The organism is Bacillus sp. FSL R7-0672 (assembly GCF_038601465.1).
Taxonomy (GTDB): Bacteria; Bacillota; Bacilli; order Bacillales; family Bacillaceae; genus Bacillus; species Bacillus pumilus.
Genome location: NZ_CP152010.1, coordinates 3007496 through 3025308, shown reverse-complemented (window position 1 = coordinate 3025308; position 17813 = coordinate 3007496). Strand labels below are relative to the sequence as shown.

At 42.4% G+C, this 17813-nt stretch carries 18 protein-coding genes; 14 read left to right on the top strand and 4 right to left on the bottom strand.

All coding sequences use genetic code 11. The annotated features are described in order from the left end of the window. Window positions 1–37: 37 nt before the first annotated feature. From MKY18_RS15450 to MKY18_RS15410, 9 genes are all read left to right on the top strand, one after another. A complete protein-coding gene (locus MKY18_RS15450) occupies window positions 38–493 on the top strand; it encodes a DUF6376 family protein (RefSeq protein ID WP_185107848.1) in 456 nt (151 codons plus the stop codon). Window positions 494–592: 99 nt separating this feature from the next. Continuing rightward, window positions 593–898 (top strand): metal-sensing transcriptional repressor, encoded by a 306-nt coding sequence (locus tag MKY18_RS15445; RefSeq protein WP_065098016.1) that lies wholly within the window; start codon window positions 593–595, stop codon window positions 896–898. A gap of 74 nt (window positions 899–972) precedes the next feature. Beyond that, complete coding sequence (gene copZ, locus MKY18_RS15440; protein ID WP_012011271.1) at window positions 973–1179, top strand: copper chaperone CopZ; 207 nt, start codon at window positions 973–975, stop codon at window positions 1177–1179. A gap of 80 nt (window positions 1180–1259) precedes the next feature. Next, a complete protein-coding gene (locus MKY18_RS15435; protein WP_342497563.1) occupies window positions 1260–3695 on the top strand; it encodes a heavy metal translocating P-type ATPase in 2436 nt (811 codons plus the stop codon). Further along, entirely contained in the window at window positions 3692–3826 is a 135-nt protein-coding gene (locus MKY18_RS15430; RefSeq protein WP_260564453.1) for a hypothetical protein, read from the top strand. Before MKY18_RS15435 ends, MKY18_RS15430 begins: the two co-directional genes overlap by 4 nt. Before the next feature lie 176 nt (window positions 3827–4002). Further along, window positions 4003–5280: a cation:dicarboxylase symporter family transporter gene (locus MKY18_RS15425; protein ID WP_003213370.1), complete on the top strand. Its 1278-nt coding sequence runs from the start codon at window positions 4003–4005 to the stop codon at window positions 5278–5280. 16 nt (window positions 5281–5296) lie between these two features. Continuing rightward, window positions 5297–6742, top strand: coding sequence for an aspartate ammonia-lyase (gene aspA / locus MKY18_RS15420; RefSeq protein WP_058013682.1), 1446 nt, complete (start codon window positions 5297–5299; stop codon window positions 6740–6742). Between the two features lie 116 nt (window positions 6743–6858). Beyond that, on the top strand, window positions 6859–8175 hold the full coding sequence (locus MKY18_RS15415; protein ID WP_065098019.1) for a sensor histidine kinase: 1317 nt from the start codon (window positions 6859–6861) through the stop codon (window positions 8173–8175). Further along, the gene (locus MKY18_RS15410; protein WP_342487484.1) at window positions 8172–9104 is read left to right on the top strand and encodes a response regulator; all 933 of its coding nucleotides are present in this window, start codon (window positions 8172–8174) and stop codon (window positions 9102–9104) included. The genes MKY18_RS15415 and MKY18_RS15410 overlap by 4 nt, the downstream gene beginning before the upstream one ends. Window positions 9105–9121: 17 nt before the next feature. On the opposite strand, the gene MKY18_RS15405 is transcribed toward MKY18_RS15410, so the two are convergent. Further along, window positions 9122–9730 (bottom strand): TetR/AcrR family transcriptional regulator, encoded by a 609-nt coding sequence (locus tag MKY18_RS15405; RefSeq protein WP_065098020.1) that lies wholly within the window; start codon window positions 9728–9730, stop codon window positions 9122–9124. Window positions 9731–9819: 89 nt separating this feature from the next. Between MKY18_RS15405 and MKY18_RS15400 the strand changes: the two genes are divergently transcribed. After that, complete coding sequence (locus tag MKY18_RS15400; RefSeq protein ID WP_126740893.1) at window positions 9820–10368, top strand: hypothetical protein; 549 nt, start codon at window positions 9820–9822, stop codon at window positions 10366–10368. A gap of 37 nt (window positions 10369–10405) precedes the next feature. Here the strand turns inward: MKY18_RS15400 and MKY18_RS15395 are convergent, their stop codons facing one another. The 3 genes from MKY18_RS15395 to MKY18_RS15385 are packed head-to-tail and all read right to left on the bottom strand — an operon-like array spanning window position 10406 to window position 12973. Further along, complete coding sequence (locus MKY18_RS15395) at window positions 10406–11344, bottom strand: metal ABC transporter substrate-binding protein (protein WP_113768086.1); 939 nt, start codon at window positions 11342–11344, stop codon at window positions 10406–10408. A 13-nt stretch (window positions 11345–11357) separates the two neighbouring features. Continuing rightward, window positions 11358–12230: a metal ABC transporter permease gene (locus MKY18_RS15390; RefSeq protein WP_044138947.1), complete on the bottom strand. Its 873-nt coding sequence runs from the start codon at window positions 12228–12230 to the stop codon at window positions 11358–11360. Further along, a complete protein-coding gene (locus tag MKY18_RS15385; RefSeq protein ID WP_058013687.1) occupies window positions 12230–12973 on the bottom strand; it encodes a metal ABC transporter ATP-binding protein in 744 nt (247 codons plus the stop codon). The genes MKY18_RS15390 and MKY18_RS15385 overlap by 1 nt, the downstream gene beginning before the upstream one ends. 432 nt (window positions 12974–13405) lie before the next feature. Between MKY18_RS15385 and MKY18_RS15380 the strand changes: the two genes are divergently transcribed. The 4 genes from MKY18_RS15380 (at window position 13406) to MKY18_RS15365 (ending at window position 17502) form a co-directional block, all read left to right on the top strand. Beyond that, a complete protein-coding gene (locus MKY18_RS15380; protein WP_113768084.1) occupies window positions 13406–15505 on the top strand; it encodes a heavy metal translocating P-type ATPase in 2100 nt (699 codons plus the stop codon). Window positions 15506–15648: 143 nt separating this feature from the next. Next, window positions 15649–16335: a DsbA family protein gene (locus tag MKY18_RS15375; protein ID WP_058013689.1), complete on the top strand. Its 687-nt coding sequence runs from the start codon at window positions 15649–15651 to the stop codon at window positions 16333–16335. Continuing rightward, window positions 16332–16751: a disulfide oxidoreductase gene (locus MKY18_RS15370; RefSeq protein ID WP_268454029.1), complete on the top strand. Its 420-nt coding sequence runs from the start codon at window positions 16332–16334 to the stop codon at window positions 16749–16751. The genes MKY18_RS15375 and MKY18_RS15370 overlap by 4 nt, the downstream gene beginning before the upstream one ends. A gap of 139 nt (window positions 16752–16890) precedes the next feature. Continuing rightward, on the top strand, window positions 16891–17502 hold the full coding sequence (locus MKY18_RS15365) for a trimeric intracellular cation channel family protein (protein WP_003212961.1): 612 nt from the start codon (window positions 16891–16893) through the stop codon (window positions 17500–17502). Window positions 17503–17813: the final 311 nt, after the last annotated feature.

Genomic DNA, 17813 nt, shown 5'->3' with positions numbered 1-17813 from the left:
GATGCTTTCAATACCTCAGATGAAAGGATGATCAATCTTGAAAAAATATGTGATCTCTTTGCTCTTTTCCGGCACGCTTGTATTAAGTGGATGCTCTGGTTTGCTTGACCAAGTAAGTGATACAACGACATATGTCACAGAGGCAAATGAGTATGTGGCGGACATTCAGCAATTTACGGAGGACTTTCCACAGCTCGCAGAAGAAGCTGTGAAAAACGCCGCCAAAAAAGCAGAATTAACCCAGCAGTTAGAATCATTGAAAGCAGACATTCAAGAATTTAATGAAATCACAGCACCCAAAATAGCAGAAGACCTGCATGCGCAGATCATTGAAAAAAATAAGGTGCTGTCAGAGGAAATACAAACGTATTTACAGCAATTGAAAGCAGACAACATCGACGTTGCCGCCATGCTTGAGGATCAGCAAGGATTGATCAAGCAGCTTCAGCAGTCCGTCAATCTATTGCAGGACATTGAACAATTAACAAACTAAAGCAAACACTAGAGTGTAATCAGCATATCTTTGCCTTTTCCGGTGGAGATATGCTTTAATTTAAGTAAAGATAAGTCATATTAGAAAAAAGGTGATCACATGACAGAACATGAAGAAAGACATATGGCTTCGCCAAGAGCCGACAAGGATAAAGATCAATTGATCAATCGGTTGAAACGAGTGGAAGGACAAGTGCGTGGGATTCAGCAAATGATTGAAAACGATCGTTACTGTATAGATGTTGTCAATCAAATCTCCGCTGTCAATGCGGCTTTGAAAAAGGTCAGTCTTCAATTGATGGAAAAGCATACCCATCATTGTGTAGCAGATGCAATCAAGAGCGGCAATGGGGATGAAGCCATTGAAGAGTTAATGACGGTCTTTACGAAACTGACAAAATCGTAGCATTTATATGTTTACATTGATACCCTACTAGGGTATAGTAAGGTGTAGAAAATGATTGATGGAGGCGATGAGAAGTGGAACAAGCAACACTTCAAGTGCAGGGCATGTCTTGCGGACATTGCGTGAAAGCAGTCGAAGGAAATGTAGGAGAACTAGCAGGTGTTGAATCTGTGAAAGTCCATTTAGACAAAGGAGAGGTGGAAGTTTCATTTCACCCAGATCAAGTCACGTTACACCGTATCTCTGATGTAATTGAAGAACAGGGATATGATGTCGTATAAATGAACATACGTGCTGCATAACAGCACGTATTTTTTCCAAAAAAAGATACCCCTATGGAGTATATGAAGAGGTGAGATGAATGAAAAAGGAAATTGATTTTCAAATTACGGGGATGACCTGTGCTGCCTGTGCAGGACGCATCGAAAAAGGATTGAACAGGCTGGAAGGTGTGGAGGATGCCAATGTGAATTTGGCGCTTGAAACATCTCATATTGTGTATGAAGCAGAACAACTCACACCAGATGATCTCAAGCAAAAAATTCAATCCTTCGGCTACGATGTGGTGATGGAGCAAGCGGAATTTGATATAGAGGGAATGACGTGTGCAGCGTGTGCCAACCGAATCGAGAAAAAAATAAACCGGATGGATGGTGTTGATCACGGATCTGTGAACTTTGCGCTGGAGACCCTTCAGGTCACGTATCACCCAGGCCAAACGTCTACAAGTGATATAAAGGAAGCGGTTCAGTCCATTGGGTATTCTTTAATTGAACCAGCTGTAGATGAAGCAGAGGAAGGAAAGAAAGATCATCGCCAAGTAGCAATAGAGAAGCAAACGGCACGCTTTTTATTTTCAATGATTCTGTCACTGCCGCTTCTTTGGGCAATGGTCAGTCATTTTTCTTTCACGTCTTTTATTTGGCTGCCTGAAGCGTTCATGAATCCTTGGGTTCAGCTAGCGTTAGCAGCGCCCGTTCAGTTCATTGTCGGCTGGCCCTTTTATGTAGGTGCGTATAAAGCGTTACGTAATAAAAGTGCCAACATGGATGTTCTTGTCGCACTTGGGACGTCAGCTGCGTTTTTCTATAGTTTATATGAAAGCATTCAGTCAGCGGTTCAAGGCACACATGAGGCAGCCCTCTATTATGAAACAAGTGCTGTACTCATTACGTTGATCGTGCTCGGAAAATTAATGGAAGCAAGAGCAAAAGGGAGATCATCAGAAGCGATTCAAAAGCTGATGGGCCTACAAGCGAAAGAAGCGGTCATCGAGCGAGATGGGAAAGAGATGACCGTCCCTATTTCCGAAGTGAAAGTGAATGATCTTGTGTTTGTCAAACCGGGAGAGAAAGTGCCGGTAGATGGAGAGATCGTGGAGGGAACAACCGCAATTGATGAGTCCATGATTACGGGCGAAAGTCTGCCTGTTGATAAAACGGCTGGTGATGCGGTCATCGGGGCAACGATCAATAAAAATGGGTTTGTGAAAGTGAAAGCGACAAAGGTTGGAAAAGAGACCGCCCTTTCACAGATTATTAAAGTCGTAGAACAGGCACAGGGCTCAAAAGCACCGATTCAAAGGATGGCCGATCAAATATCAGGGATATTCGTACCCATCGTTGTAGGAATTGCTGTGCTCACCTTCCTTATATGGTTTTTCTTTGTTGATCCAGGGAATGTGACTTCAGCACTTGAAACCTTTATAGCGGTCATCGTCATTGCGTGTCCTTGTGCACTTGGTCTTGCTACACCAACCTCTATTATGGCGGGTAGCGGTCGTGCGGCTGAATCCGGCATTCTGTTTAAAGGCGGAGAGCATTTAGAAGTGACCCAATCACTGGATACGGTGGTTTTAGATAAAACAGGGACTGTGACAAAAGGGGAGCCGAGTCTGACAGATGTAATAGTGTCTGCCAATTGGACAGAAAATACGCTCCTACAGTTAGCAGGATCAGCTGAACAACAGTCGGAACACCCGCTTGCCAGAGCGATCACAGATGGAATGAAGGAACAAGGTCTAGAAGTGGTCGAGATTGAAGCCTTCCAAGCTGACCCAGGTCATGGAATTGAAGCAAAGGCGGCAGGACACAGGCTTTTGATTGGAACGCGTAAGCTATTACAGAAACATCATATCCCATATGATCAAGTCGAAGCATCCGTCACAACGCTCGAGCAGCAAGGGAAAACGGCTATGCTTGTTGCCGTTGATGGAGAAGTCGCCGGCATTGTCGCGGTCGCAGATACGATCAAATCATCTTCACCTCAAGCGATCAAGCGTCTGAAAAAGCAAGGGATTCACGTCGTGATGATGACAGGTGATAACAAGATGACAGCAGAGGCGATTGCGAAACAGGCGGGCATTGATCATGTCATTGCTGAAGTTCTGCCTGAGGAAAAGGCTGCTCACATTGCGGCGCTTCAGGAACAAGGAAAGAAAGTCGCCATGGTCGGAGATGGCATCAATGATGCACCGGCCCTTGCGACAGCAAATATTGGGATGGCAGTTGGAACAGGGACAGATGTCGCCATGGAAGCAGCAGATATCACACTCATGACAGGAGACCTCCATGCCATTGCTGATGCGCTTGAATTTAGTCGAAAAACGATGAGAAACATCAAGCAAAATCTATTTTGGGCGCTTGCTTATAATTGTATTGGGATACCGATAGCTGCTTTAGGACTTCTTGCGCCATGGCTTGCAGGAGCAGCAATGGCCTTTAGCTCCGTGTCGGTTGTATTGAATGCGCTCAGATTGCAGCGACTGAAACCGGTTAGAGAGGGAGTGGCACAATGAAGCTGAATGTCAAATGGATTTGGACGATTAGTGCATTGTTCTACGTTGCTCTGGTCCTTATTGGATATGCGATATACGATGGAGCTTATTTACAAAAAGATACACCAAGTGAACAAATACAAAATCATTAGGACTTCGCTCAAAAGCGAAGTCTTTTTTTAACAATTTTGTGGAAAAACCCACCTTTTAAAAGATTTTTCATAAAAAATTCACTTCTTTTTGTTCCTTTTTGTCGTTTTTTGTAGGTTCATCGTTAAGATGCGATTAAGCAACAAAGAAAGCGTTATCAAAAAAAGGGGGTTCACGTATGAAAAAGTTAGGTTTAGCTTCTCAAATACTCATTGCGCTTGTTCTGGGTGTTATCGTGGGAGCGCTGTTTTATCAAAATGAAACCGTTATTAATGTGTTAACGCCGATTGGCGATATATTCATCCATTTAATTAAAATGATCGTTCTTCCAATTGTTATTGCTGCGTTGATTGTAGCAGTAGCTGGTGTAGGGGATATGAAAACCATCGGAAGACTCGGTGGGAAAACGATTCTTTACTTCGAAATTGTCACAACGATTGCATTAGCAGTAGGACTGCTTGCAGCAAACGTCTTCCATCCTGGTACAGGAATTGACATGAGCAACATGGAAAAAGGCGATATCTCTAAATATGAAGAGACATCGAAAGCTTCTTCCGAAAAAGCAAGTTTCTCTGAAACGATTGTGCATCTAGTGCCAACAAACGTTTTCCAATCCATTGCAGAAGGTGATCTATTACCAACGATCTTCTTTACAGTCTTATTCGGATTAGGAATAGCCGCAGTAGGAGACAAAGGGAAACCAGTGTTAGGGTTCTTTGAGGGTATACTAGAAGCCATGTTCTGGGTGACCAATAAAGTGATGAAGTTTGCACCATTTGGTGTATTCGCGCTCATCAGTGTGACGGTGATCAAATTCGGGGTCGGAGCGCTTCTCCCGCTAGGTAAACTGGTACTTGTCGTTTACGGCACAATGGCATTCTTCGTGATTGTCGTACTTGGCATTATCGCAAAATTAGCTGGAACAAGCGTCTTTACACTATTTAGAGTGCTAAAAGAAGAAATAATTCTTGCATTCTCAACAGCAAGTTCAGAAGCTGTACTGCCTAGACTAATGGATAAAATGGAGAAGTTCGGCTGCCCGAAAGCGATCACGTCGTTCGTTATCCCAACAGGCTACACCTTTAACTTAGATGGAAGTGCCATCTATCAATCCATTGCCGCCATATTTGTTGCACAAATGTACGGCATGCCACTTTCCATCTATGAGCAAATTACGTTACTATTAATCTTGATGCTGACATCTAAAGGAATGGCTGGTGTACCAGGTGCATCAATCGTTGTTGTCATCACAACACTTGGTGCAATGGGACTGCCGCTTGAAGGACTTGCCTTCATCGTTGGGATCGACCGTATTCTTGACATGGTTCGTACAACTGTTAACGTATTTGGTAACTCACTTGCAGCCATTGTCATGTCTAAGTGGGAAAAAGTTTTTGATCAAGAGAAATCGAAGAAGTATATTGAGGAATTAAAACAACAAACAAAAGCAGCGTAAAAGGAGATCTTTTCAAATGACGAAGCTACAGGACAAGCAAGTTCGAATCGAACGAGACTTTCTAGGTGAAAAGGAAGTAGACACTCAAGCGTATTATGGAATTCAAACATTACGTGCAGTAGAGAACTTTCCAATTACTGGCTACCATGTTCATGAGGAACTCATCAAAGCATTAGGGATTGTCAAAAAGGCAGCCGCACTTGCAAATATGGATACACAGCGACTATATTCTGGTCTTGGAGACAAAATTGTTCAAGCCGCAGACGAAGTTATTGAAGGAAAATGGAACAATCAATTTATTGTCGATCCAATTCAAGGCGGGGCTGGCACTTCAATGAATATGAATGCCAATGAAGTCATTGCAAACAGAGCGCTTGAACTACTAGGAAAGGAAAAAGGTGCTTATACTGAGCTAAGTCCAAACACGCATGTGAACATGTCGCAATCAACAAACGACGTTTTCCCAACAGCGATTCATATTTCAACATTGAATATGATTGAAAAACTACTTTATACGATGGAAAACATGCATCAAGTCATGACAGAAAAAGCGCAAGAATTCGATCATGTCATCAAAATGGGACGTACGCATCTTCAGGACGCTGTTCCAATCAGACTTGGTCAAGAGTTTAGTGCTTATGCAAAGGTTCTTGCTCGTGATATTAAACGTATCAAGCAGTCTAGACAGCATTTATATGAAGTCAATATGGGAGCAACAGCAGTCGGAACTGGATTAAATGCTGATCCTAAATATATTCGCCAAGTGGTTGGCTATCTATCTGACATTAGCGGATTACCGTTAGTTGGAGCTGAAGACTTAGTCGATGCCACGCAAAATACGGATGCTTATACAGAAGTATCAGCTGCACTGAAAGTATGTATGATGAATATGTCCAAAATGGCGAACGATATTCGCTTGATGGCATCAGGTCCAAGAGCAGGCTTTGGTGAGCTTCACTTGCCGCCAAGACAGCCAGGTTCATCCATCATGCCAGGGAAAGTCAACCCAGTGATGCCTGAGGTCATGAACCAAGTGGCATTCCAAGTCATCGGAAATGACCACACGATCTGTCTTGCATCAGAGGCTGGTCAGCTTGAGCTGAACGTGATGGAACCAGTCCTTGTGTTCAACTTGCTTCAATCTCTCAGCATCATGAAAAATGTATTTGAGTCCTTCGTAGACAACTGCTTGCGTGACCTAAAAGCAGATGAATCTAGATTAAAAGAATATGTAGAAAAAAGTGCTGGTGTCATGACGGCGGTCAATCCGCATATTGGTTATGAAGCTGCTGCACGAATTGCCAGAGAAGCGATTCTTACAGGCGTATCTGTACGTGAGCTTTGTCTGCAAAATGATGTTTTATCAGAGGAAGAGCTTGATGTCATCTTGAATCCTTTTGAAATGACTAAACCAGGTATTGCTGGCGCATCACTTTTAGAAAAGGATCGTTTAGAAGATTAAGCGGCATCATGAGAAGCGCACACCGACAAAGTTCCGGTGTGCGCTTTTTCATGGATGTTTGTTTTTCTCAAGCCCACATAGTATACTATCGTCAATTATTAGGGATGTGACTGCGTTTGAATCTACTGAAAAAATGGCTAAATACAGAGCCTTATTTAATTGTGATGCTCATTGTACTGACACCGATTGGCGGAGAGTTTAAATTTTATCCTTTTGAGGACAGCTTTCGGGTCAGCTTTGGAACCGTTGTCTTTTTCTTTATCCTGCTTCAAATGAAAAAATTCCCGGCATGGGCAAGCGGTATCATTGCAGGGGTTTCTGTTTTTGCGTTTCGCGTGCTTCTTGATACAGCCGTCACAGGTCATCTTCCGCTGGAAGAGGCGATTTCATTCAGATTTCCTCCCCTGCTTTATTACGTCGTCTACGGCACGCTCTTTTATTTATTAAAGGTCAGACGTTTCCGCGATCAGCCTTGGCTGATTGGAGCGACAGGTATCATCATGGAGCTATGTGCGAGCGTTGTTGAAATGATTGCACTTCGTGGCACCATCGATGAAATTTTAACGATGCGGACGCTGTTTCAACTTTTCGTTTTAGCGATTTTTAGAAGCTTTTTCGTGTTGGCTTGTTATACAATGATTCGCTTATATGAAGAGCAGGCGAGAGAGCGTCAAATGAAAAAGGAAAAGGAACATCTGCTCATGCTCCTGTCTAATCTTTACACGGAATCTACATACTTTCATAAAACACTTGCACATGCTGAGCACATTACAGCGACATCCTATCAATTGTATCAATCTCTGCATCACGCAAAGGATGCAGAGTCAGTGGATTTGAAAAAGCTCGGAAAAACAGCCCTGCAAATTGCAGGAGAGGTGCATGAGATCAAAAAGGATAACCAGCGGATTTTTTCTGCCTTATCAAAGCTGATTCATGAAGAAAATTTCCAGGCTTATGCAAGTCCTGCCCATATTGCTGGGCTTGTGATTCGTATCCATGAAAATTACGCAGAATCTCTTAAAAAAAACATTGTCTTTCATTATGATGAAGATGGGCAGCATCCCGCCTATCACGTGTATACCATTCTATCTTTGTTAAATAATATCGTTTCCAATGCTGTCGAAGCCATTCCGGTGGATGGAGAGGTGTCTCTCTCTATTTCCCAGAAAGAGAACCATGTGATCTTTCAAATTAGTGACAACGGGCCTGGCATTAAAGAGCGTAATCATCATGTGATTTTTAAACCCGGTTTTACTTTAAAATACGATCAGGCTGGGAATCCATCAAGCGGTATCGGGCTTTCCTATGTGAAGGATACAGCGGAGAAGCTTGGCGGAAGTGTTGAGATGAGGAGTATCCCAAATAAACAAACGATTTTCACGTTAACGATACCATTGGATCAAGTTAGTAGAAAAGAGGGGGTTGGGAGATGAGATTTTTTATTGTGGATGATGATGAAGCCGTGCGTTCTTCACTGGCTCAGCTTATTGAAGATGAAGAGCTTGGCATTGTCGCGGGGGAAGCAGAGGATGGCGCAGAGTTAACAGCAAGCTACTTAAATGATTTGCATATTGATATCTTATGTATTGATCTATTGATGCCGGAACGAGACGGACTTGAAACGATTCGAGCTATTAAGGATGAGTTTCATGGGAAATACTTAATGCTGTCACAGGTAGAAACAAAGGAATTAATCGGCCAGGCGTATACGCTTGGTGTTGAGTATTATGTGACAAAGCCAATCAATCGTGTAGAGGTCTTAAGTGTGCTCCACCTCATGATTGAGCGGCTTCATTTAGAGCATTCAATTGAAAATATTCAGCACTCACTCAAATCCGTCATGCAGTTTCAGCAGCGCGGTCAGACGAAAACGAAGCAGCGGGGGAAAAGTCTTGCAGAGGCAGGTCAGTTCTTGCTGGCGGAGCTTGGGATTGTCGGTGAGAAGGGGTCTAAAGATTTATTAGATATGATTCTCTTCACAGATCAATATTTAGCGCTGCATACCGATCATCATGATTCCTTTCCTTCTTTAAAGGTTATTTTCACGGGCGTCACCGAGGGAAAATTAAATGAGCCTTACACATCGGCAGACATTGCAAGAGAAGCGAAGGCAGCGGAACAGCGAGTAAGGCGTGCGATCAACCAATCATTGAAACATATCGCATCACTTGGGTTAACCGATTTTTCTCATCCGACCTTTGAAAATTACGCATCTAAATTCTTTGATTTCACCATCGTGCGAAAGAAAATGAGTGAATTAACAAAAGAGACGAGCGGTAGAGAAGAACATACCCGTATCAATGTGAAGAAATTTGTGCAGGTGCTCTACTACGAAGCAAAACGTATTTTTATGGAAGATTAAAAAAAAGACATGCTCCCTCATGAGGGAGACATGTCTTTTTTGGTGATGGATTGCAGGTGCATCTGCAGTACGGAGCGTATGAGCTGAGGCGGTAAGCGATGAGGCTGCAAGATTCCATTCAATGCAAGTCCGTTGATGACCGCATAAAGCCGCTCAGTTTCGACTAAAAGATCGATATGATCAAGCAAGAGCCCATCCTCTTTTAATTTCATTAAACAATATTGGGTCATTTGGAAAAGCTCGTCATACATCTTTGCATTGAGCGGCTGTAAATCAGGTTCAGTCATCGACTTGACTGTAAAAGCCTGCCACACCTCCATTTCAAATCTTCGTTCTTCGTCAAGTGGAAGAACCTGCTCCAATAACGCGAGGACATTTTCTTCCGTTGAACCGTTCAGCTGAAGTCCTGTCATCCGCTCTTTGACTCTTTCCTGAATCAATGTCATAGAGAAAAGAAATAGCTCCTGCTGTGTGGAGAAATAATGGCGCATAGAGCCCGCTGAAATGCCAGCTTCTACCGCTACTTTTCGTACAGAAGCGTTCTCCAATCCATTCTGTTTAATCACTCTCATGGCAGCTTGAGCGACTTTTTGTTTTTGTTTATGGTGATCGACGATTTTTGGCATACATTGATTTTAGCACAGCTATTGTTTTTTTAACACAGTTGTGTTACTTTTTATTTAATACAATTGTATTAAAAAGGATGTGGTGAATATTGATCGGGTTATTGATTGTGGCATGTGAAATTGGATTTTGGCTGTTTATTCTGGTGGGTTTAACACTTCGTTATGTGTTTAGACAGAAAAAGTGGGGCGCCTTTTTTCTCATTTGTACACCGATTTTGGATCTCATTCTTCTTGCAGCGACGTATATGGATTTAAGGCAGGGGGCTGTGGCGAGTGTCATTCACGGGCTCGCGGCTGTTTATATTGGGGTGAGCCTCGCTTTTGGACATCAAATGGTGAAATGGGCAGATGTCCGGTTTGCTTATCGATTTGCAGGAGGCCCTAAGCCGAAGGGAAGACCAAAGTACGGGAAGGAACGGTCTGTGTATGAAATAGTCGGCTGGACGCGGCATCTCGTCTCTTATGTCATCGGAGCCGGTCTACTAATTGGGTTATCCTACCTCATCCAAGCACCAGAACGAACGGAAGCACTGATGCAGCTAGCGAGAGTATGGGGAATGGTCTTAGCCATTGATTTCGTCATTAGCATCAGCTATGTGATCTGGCCGAAAAAACACCCGCAAAATATAGCCAGCTAATAAAAAAGACAGGCGAAATCACTCCGCCTGCCTTTTCTTATGATGAAAGCCCTTTGTAAATGGTGTCAATATTCCATTTCATCATCTTATAGTAGCTGTCCCCATCTTCACCTTTCTTTCCAATGGAGTCAGTAAATACTTTTCCTTTAATCGGAACCCCAGTTTCTTCAGATAGGCTTTCAAGGCTGCGTTGATCGACACTTGTTTCAAGAAAGAGCGCAGGCACTTGATGATCTTTGACGAAATGAATGATGCGCTTCATTTGTCCAGGTGTTCCTTCATTTTCTGTGTTAATCTCCCAAATGTAGCCTGCCTTCAGTCCATAGGCATCTGCAAAATACTTGAAGGCTCCCTCACTTGTCACAAGACGCTTTTTGTCTTTTGGCAGCTGGTCGAACTTGTCTTTTGCTTCATCATGAAGCGCTTGAAGCTTTTTGATATAGGCTTCTGTATTTTTTTCGTAATCCTCTTGATGCTCAGGGTCCGCTTTAATAAGTGCATCTCTGGCATTTTTAGCATACAGAATCCCATTTTCGACATTTAGCCAGGCATGGGGGTCCTGCTGGCTTTCCAGTCCTTTTGAAGACAAGTGCTTTACTTTGACGCCTTTACTTAATTCGGCTACAGGTGCATCATCCCCGTCCTTGCCACTCGATTCGAGCAGCTTTTGAAACCAGCCATTCCCTGTTTCAAGGTTTAAACCATTATATAGAACAAGGTCTGCATCCGTTGTATGCTGAACATCCTTTGGCAGTGGGTCAAATTCATGTGGGTCTGTACCAATGGGAACAATGCTGTGAATAGAGACGTGCTCTCCGCCTACTTCCTTCACAATGTCATAAAGAATGGAGTATGTCGTGACGACTTTTAATGTGCCGTCATCTTTGCCGGAATTATTTTGTTTTGTAGAACAGCCTGTGATGACCATAAGGGCAATGAATACTGCGGTCAAACGGATTGCAAATACCTTCTTCATATATGTCCTCCTTTTACATAGACGCTTCCTTTTTTAGCTGCGTTCGTTTTCGTTTAGACCTTAATGATCTCCATAGAATTCCTTGCTTTGGTGAAAGGATAAAGGCACTCCCGAATAAAATGGTCGCAACTAGCACGATAGAAGCGCCAGACGACAAGTTATACGTAAAACTAAGCCCAAGTCCGACGACGGCAGAAACTGCCCCGAAAAATGCAGATAAATAAATCATAATCCATAGCCGGTCTGTTAAGAGATACGCAGTGGCTGCCGGCGTAATAAGCATGGCAACGACAAGAATAATCCCAACAGTTTGCAATGAAGCAACGGTCACAAGGGTCAACAACGTCATGAGAAAATAATGGATCATTCGATTCGGTAAACCGTAAACCGAAGAAATCACCGGATCAAATGAACTAATGAGCAATTCTTTGTAGAAAACGATAACGGCCAGCAGGATAAAAATGCCGATGCCAAGCGTAATCCACATATCAGATGATCGAACAGCTAGAACGTTTCCAAACAAGATATGATATAAATCACTGGAACTTTTCAAAAATGTGATCAAAATGATCCCGATTGAGAAAAAAGCGGTGAAGACAATGCCAATCGCAGAGTCATTTTTAATGCGGCTGTTTTGACTCACGTATCCGATCCCAATCGCTGTTAATACGCCAGTTAAGACGGCTCCGAAGAAAAAGTTAATTCCCAGCATATAAGAGATGGCGACACCTGGCAGCACAGCATGCGATATGGCGTCTCCCATCAATGCCATGCCCCGTAAAATGATAAAGCAGCCAATGACCCCGCAAATAATGCCTACCATCACGGATGTAAATAACGCTTTTTGTAAAAACGCATATTCAAAGAGTCCGGTTAAAAATTCCATTACACGTCTCCTCCTGCTGATTTTAAGAATGGTAGCTGCGTTTCATATGCCTCCAGCATGACCTCTGGGCGAAGGATGTCGTGTACAGGTCCCGCTTTGATGAGTTTTTTATTTAACAGAACGAGATGACTGAAGTAATCATCGGCTTTACTTAAATCATGATGGACCACTAAAATGGTTTTTCCTTCATCCCGTAATTCCTTCAAAATGCGAATCATTGTTTCTTCACTTGCCATATCAATTCCAACAAATGGTTCATCCAAACAGAAGAGCTGTGCGTTTTGCGCAAGTGCTCTTGCAAGGAAGACACGCTGTTGTTGACCGCCGGATAACTCACCAATTTGTCTTTTGGCAAAGTCCTGCATGCCGACTTTTTCTAAACAGTGGTATGCATATGCCCGGTCTTCTTTTTTCGGACGTTTGATCAGGCCAAGCTTCGGATATGTTCCAAGTAGGACGGTATCCAGCACATGAATAGGAAACGTCCAGTCTAGATCATTTCTCTGAGGTACATAGGCGATCTGTTTTCTAACTTGTTTAAAGGGCTGTTCAAAAAAGCGAATATCCCCTTGGTCTTTTTCAATTAAATCTAAACATGCTTTGAGTAAAGTCGATTTACCGGCACCATTTGGACCTATGATTCCTGTCATCGTTCCTTCCTGTATGGAAAGAGAGATGTTCTCTAAAGCATCCTGCCCATGATATGAGACATGAAGACGGTCGATTGTTAAAGCATTTGGCATCTCTTGCGGCCCCTTTCAATCATCATTGCACTTCCTAAAGATATATGCATACATTAAATAATTTTGACTAAAGGATGAAATGATTCTCTAATGCTATTTTGTTTCCTTAGGGAAACTTTTATTTTATTCTAAGCGTCTGTCCTTCTTTTGTAAAGAGAAAAACTATATCTTATTCTGTCAGAGGGCAAATGATCGTTTTTATGTTATGCGCAGAGCGGTGGGCATGAGCTTGGTTTATTGAAAATCCGTGTGACAGAATGGGACACAAAAAAACCAATTATTTCTTCATAAATGATTGACAGAAGATAAGAAATCCTCATATAATAAGGGTAATCCAATATATGAATATATGCTCATATATAAAGTTTTTAATTTTTAATAGGTTGAATCGATCCAGGGAACGTTACTTATCATATAGAAAAAGGTGAGAACATGAAAAAGATGAAGGATGAATACGTATTAAGCGGTCTTGATTGCGGCAACTGTGCACGTAAAATAGAAACAGGTGTCAGCAAAATGGATGGAGTGGAAGCTTGCTCTGTTAACTTTGCGACAGGCACCTTGACTGTGACGCATGCAGATAAGCAAGAAACGATGTCAAAGCGAATTGAAAAAACTGTTCAGTCCATTGAACCTCATGTGAGTGTATCACCGAAAGAAGATGGTCATCATCACGATCATGATCACGGGACGAAAAATTTAAAAACGATTGTGCTGAAATTAATTGGCGGTGCAGTCATTGGAACAGCCGCTTTCTTTATACCTGAAGATGGTATATTAAAGTTCCTTATGTTCTTCGCAGCATATTTACTAGTCGGCGGTGATGTGGTTTTTAAAGCGCTGAAAAATATCGTGCGAGGCCAAGTATTTGATGAGAACTTTTTAATGACCATTGCAACAGTTGGTGCTTTTGTTATTCAGCAATATCCAGAGGCACTGGCAGTGATGCTCTTTTACCAAATTGGAGAGCTCTTCCAAGGGGCGGCAGTGAACCGTTCAAGACGTTCAATTAGTGAATTAATGAATATACGTCCAGAATACGCGAATCTAAAAGTCGGAAATGAAACGAAAAAAGTGAATCCAGAAGAAGTAAAAGTCGGTGACCGTATTGTCGTGAAGCCTGGTGAAAAAATTCCGCTGGATGGGCTCGTTATTGAGGGCTTCTCACTTGTTGATACATCCGCATTAACAGGGGAGTCGGTGCCGCGGGATGTAGAAGCGGGAAAAGAAGTTCTTGCAGGATTTGTGAATCAAAACGGTATACTTGAAATTGAAGTGCAAAAAGAGTTAAGCGAATCGGCCGTGACGAAAATTTTAGATTTGGTTGAGAATGCAAGCAGCCGAAAAGCGCAGACAGAAAATTTCATTACAAAATTTGCGAAATATTATACACCGGCTGTCGTCGTGCTCGCCTTATTGCTTGCCTTTGTGCCGCCGCTTCTTATTCCATCAGCACAATTGTCTGATTGGGTGTACCGGGCACTTGTCTTTCTCGTGATCTCTTGTCCTTGTGCTCTTGTTGTATCCATTCCATTAGGATTTTTCGGGGGAATTGGGGCAGCGTCTAAACGAGGCATCCTTGTCAAAGGCAGTAACTATTTAGAAGCATTGAATTCTGTGAAATATGCGGTATTTGATAAGACGGGCACGCTTACAAAAGGAAACTTTACAGTGACCAATATTGTCACAGCCAGTGACAAGTGGTCAGAAGAAGAGCTGCTTTCTTTTGCAGCACTAGCAGAAGCCCATTCCTCTCATCCTATTGCAGAATCGATTAAAGCGGCGTACAGCTCACCGCTTGATGAAAGTCAGATCGAAGCATATGAGGATATCGCGGGACATGGAATTAAAGCGACCATCAGCGGTTCTCACGTCTTAGCGGGAAATTACCGCTTGATGGAGCGAGAAGGTATTGCGTATGAAAAAGAAAAAAGAAGCGGAACCGTTGTGTACATGGCAATTAACGGTGAGTTTGCCGGATCAATCTTGATCGCAGATGAATTGAAGGACGATGCAATCGAAGCCGTTTCTGCTCTAAAAGCGTCTGGTATTCAAACCGTCATGCTCACTGGTGATGCTAAGCAAGTCGGAACTGCGGTCGCTAAGCAAATTGGCATTGATGAAGTACATGCAGAATTATTACCTCAGGATAAAGTAACGAAATTAGAAGAAATTGATCAGAAAAAAGCGCCTCAAGAAAAGCTATTATTTGTTGGGGACGGCATTAATGATACACCGGTATTAGCAAGAGCAGACATAGGAATTGCAATGGGCGGGCTTGGTTCAGATGCAGCTGTCGAAGCCGCTGATATCGTCATCATGACGGACCAGCCATCAAAGGTAGCAGAAGCCATCGCTGTCGCAAAACGAACAAGAAGGATTGTATGGCAGAATATCGCATTTGCCCTTGGTGTCAAAGGCGTTTTCCTATTACTCGGAGCATTCGGAATTGCGACGATGTGGGAAGCGGTCTTCTCGGATGTCGGTGTCACCGTACTCGCTGTTTTAAATGCGATGAGGGTCATGAAATAAAATTGTAAGGAAAATTTCATGAATACCATCTTTCATAATGGACCCCCTCTTGTTAAAATAGAAGAAGTTGGATAATGGCATTTTTCTAAGCTATTATCCAACTTCTTTTTTAAAGGAATGATAAAGATAAGGTAGGTGCTTATGTGAGTAAGAAAAATAATCAATCTTCATCCATTAAATTTGCTGTCATTTTAACCATTATCGCAGCTCTTCTCATCGGTATATTTGTTGTGATTGGAAACAAGAACAGCCAAGAAGCACAAACAGTTGACAGTAAGCCTTCGATTAAAGGACAGCCTGTCATAGGAGACAAAAACGCAGCGGTGCAAATTGTCGAGTTTGGGGACTACAAATGTCCGTCATGTAAATCATTCGAAACAGACATTTTCCCAAAACTGAAAGCAGACTACATAGATAAAGGCGATGTATCATTTTCATTTATTAACTTGCCACTGCCTGTTCATGGAGATGGCGCAGTGTTAGCAGCACTAGCTTCTGAAGAAGTATGGAAAGAAGATCCAAAAAACTTCTGGGCATTCCATGAAGCTGTCTATCAAGCACAGCCAGATAGTGAAGCAGAATGGGTTACGCCTGCTAAGCTGACTGAATTAGCGAAAAAGACAACAAAAATTGATACGGACAAACTCAAAGATAACCTATCAAAGAAAACGTATCAGCCGCAGCTGAACACAGACGATCAGCTTGTGAACAAATACAAAGTGAATTCAACACCAACGATTTTGATTAACAATAAACAAGTTCAAAACTTCTATGACTATGATGAAATCAAAGAATTAATTGATCAAGAGCTCAAAGGGAAGAAATCATGAAGAATAAGCTTATTTACTTGTACAGTGCTTGGATTGTCTCGATCGTTGCGACGATGAGCAGCCTGTATTTAAGTGAAATTAAGAAGTTTATTCCATGCGATATGTGCTGGTTCCAACGCATTTTCATGTACCCGCTCGTGCTTTTACTTGGAATTGCTACGTTCCGGGGTGATGTCAAAGTGAAGTATTACGTACTGCCTTTGGCTGTGATCGGTGCTGGCTTTTCCATCTATCATTATATGGAACAAAAGATCCCAGGCTTTGCGTCGATTCGCCCTTGCCTCAGCGGTATTCCTTGTTCTGTTGATTATTTGAACTGGTTTGGTTTTATCACCATTCCGCTGTTAGCACTTATTGCATTTATTCTGATCATCATCAGTATGCTGCTGTTAAATGCAAAAGAAGATGAGAGATAGCCTGCTTTTCAGCGGGCTATTTTTTATTTTTGCAAAAAGATAAAATTTAAAGAAAATTTGTATTGCTTTTCGCTTATGTCAGATATACATTAAGGGAGTAGTGTTAGATGATCAGATCATGTAAGGAGATAAGCGGAAAATGGCATGGGAAGTCTTAAGTATCATTGGTATTATCGCATTCGCCATTAGTGGTGCGATAGTGGCAATGGAGGAAGAGTACGATATTCTTGGTGTGTACATTTTAGGGATTGTGACAGCATTTGGCGGTGGAGCGATTCGGAATCTATTAATCGGTCTTCCGGTGTCTGCTTTATGGTCACAGGGCAAGATGTTTACCATTGCTCTTGTATCCATTACGATTGTGTTTCTTTTTCCAAAGCTTTTGCTCAAGCACTGGAGCACATGGGGGAATTTCTCGGATGCGATTGGCTTAGCAGCGTTTGCGATTCAAGGTGCATTATTTGCTGTGCAAAGAGAGCTTCCACTCAGTGCGGTCATTGTGGCAGCCATTCTGACTGGAAGCGGTGGCGGAATTGTGCGTGATTTATTGGCAGGGCGAAAGCCGCTTGTGCTAAAAGCAGAGATTTACGCAGTCTGGGCAGCACTTGGCGGCTTACTCGTAGGACTCGGTTTAGCACAAGGAGAGATTGCTTTGTATTTGCTGTTTCTCATCCTCGTCGTATGCAGGGTTTGTTCCTATCTATTCAAATGGCGGCTTCCCGCTAGGTCTTATTTTTTAAATAAAGGGTAAAACGAGAAAAGAGCGATTTCGCTCTTTTTTTTGTGTTTGATACGAGCTGGATGTCAGCAGGTAATGGAGTTTTCGTGTAAAATAAAAGCAGGGTCTTTTTGTTCATCATTGGAACAATACATATGATGAAAATTTTGTCAGCTGGCTGAATATCTGGATTCAGCCTTTTTTTGCCTAGATGGATTGTTATGTGTTGGTTTCACATTTTGCGGAATACTAAAGAAGCTCCTATGATCGGACGGATGAATCAACTCGAAATGAACACATCTTTGCATGTAAGCAAAACTTGACGAAAAAATTAAAATAGGAGG

Coding starts and splice junctions, on each gene's coding strand:
- MKY18_RS15390 (WP_044138947.1), bottom strand. CDS start 12,230: ATGGAATTTTTAACCGGACTCTTTGAATATGCGTTTTTACAAAAAGCG.
- MKY18_RS15395 (WP_113768086.1), bottom strand. CDS start 11,344: ATGAAGAAGGTATTTGCAATCCGTTTGACCGCAGTATTCATTGCCCTT.
- MKY18_RS15430 (WP_260564453.1), top strand. CDS start 3,692: ATGAAGCTGAATGTCAAATGGATTTGGACGATTAGTGCATTGTTCTAC.
- MKY18_RS15405 (WP_065098020.1), bottom strand. CDS start 9,730: ATGCCAAAAATCGTCGATCACCATAAACAAAAACAAAAAGTCGCTCAA.
- MKY18_RS15385 (WP_058013687.1), bottom strand. CDS start 12,973: ATGCCAAATGCTTTAACAATCGACCGTCTTCATGTCTCATATCATGGG.
- MKY18_RS15410 (WP_342487484.1), top strand. CDS start 8,172: ATGAGATTTTTTATTGTGGATGATGATGAAGCCGTGCGTTCTTCACTG.
- MKY18_RS15445 (WP_065098016.1), top strand. CDS start 593: ATGACAGAACATGAAGAAAGACATATGGCTTCGCCAAGAGCCGACAAG.
- MKY18_RS15425 (WP_003213370.1), top strand. CDS start 4,003: ATGAAAAAGTTAGGTTTAGCTTCTCAAATACTCATTGCGCTTGTTCTG.
- MKY18_RS15370 (WP_268454029.1), top strand. CDS start 16,332: ATGAAGAATAAGCTTATTTACTTGTACAGTGCTTGGATTGTCTCGATC.
- MKY18_RS15435 (WP_342497563.1), top strand. CDS start 1,260: ATGAAAAAGGAAATTGATTTTCAAATTACGGGGATGACCTGTGCTGCC.
- MKY18_RS15365 (WP_003212961.1), top strand. CDS start 16,891: ATGGCATGGGAAGTCTTAAGTATCATTGGTATTATCGCATTCGCCATT.
- aspA (WP_058013682.1), top strand. CDS start 5,297: ATGACGAAGCTACAGGACAAGCAAGTTCGAATCGAACGAGACTTTCTA.
- MKY18_RS15380 (WP_113768084.1), top strand. CDS start 13,406: ATGAAAAAGATGAAGGATGAATACGTATTAAGCGGTCTTGATTGCGGC.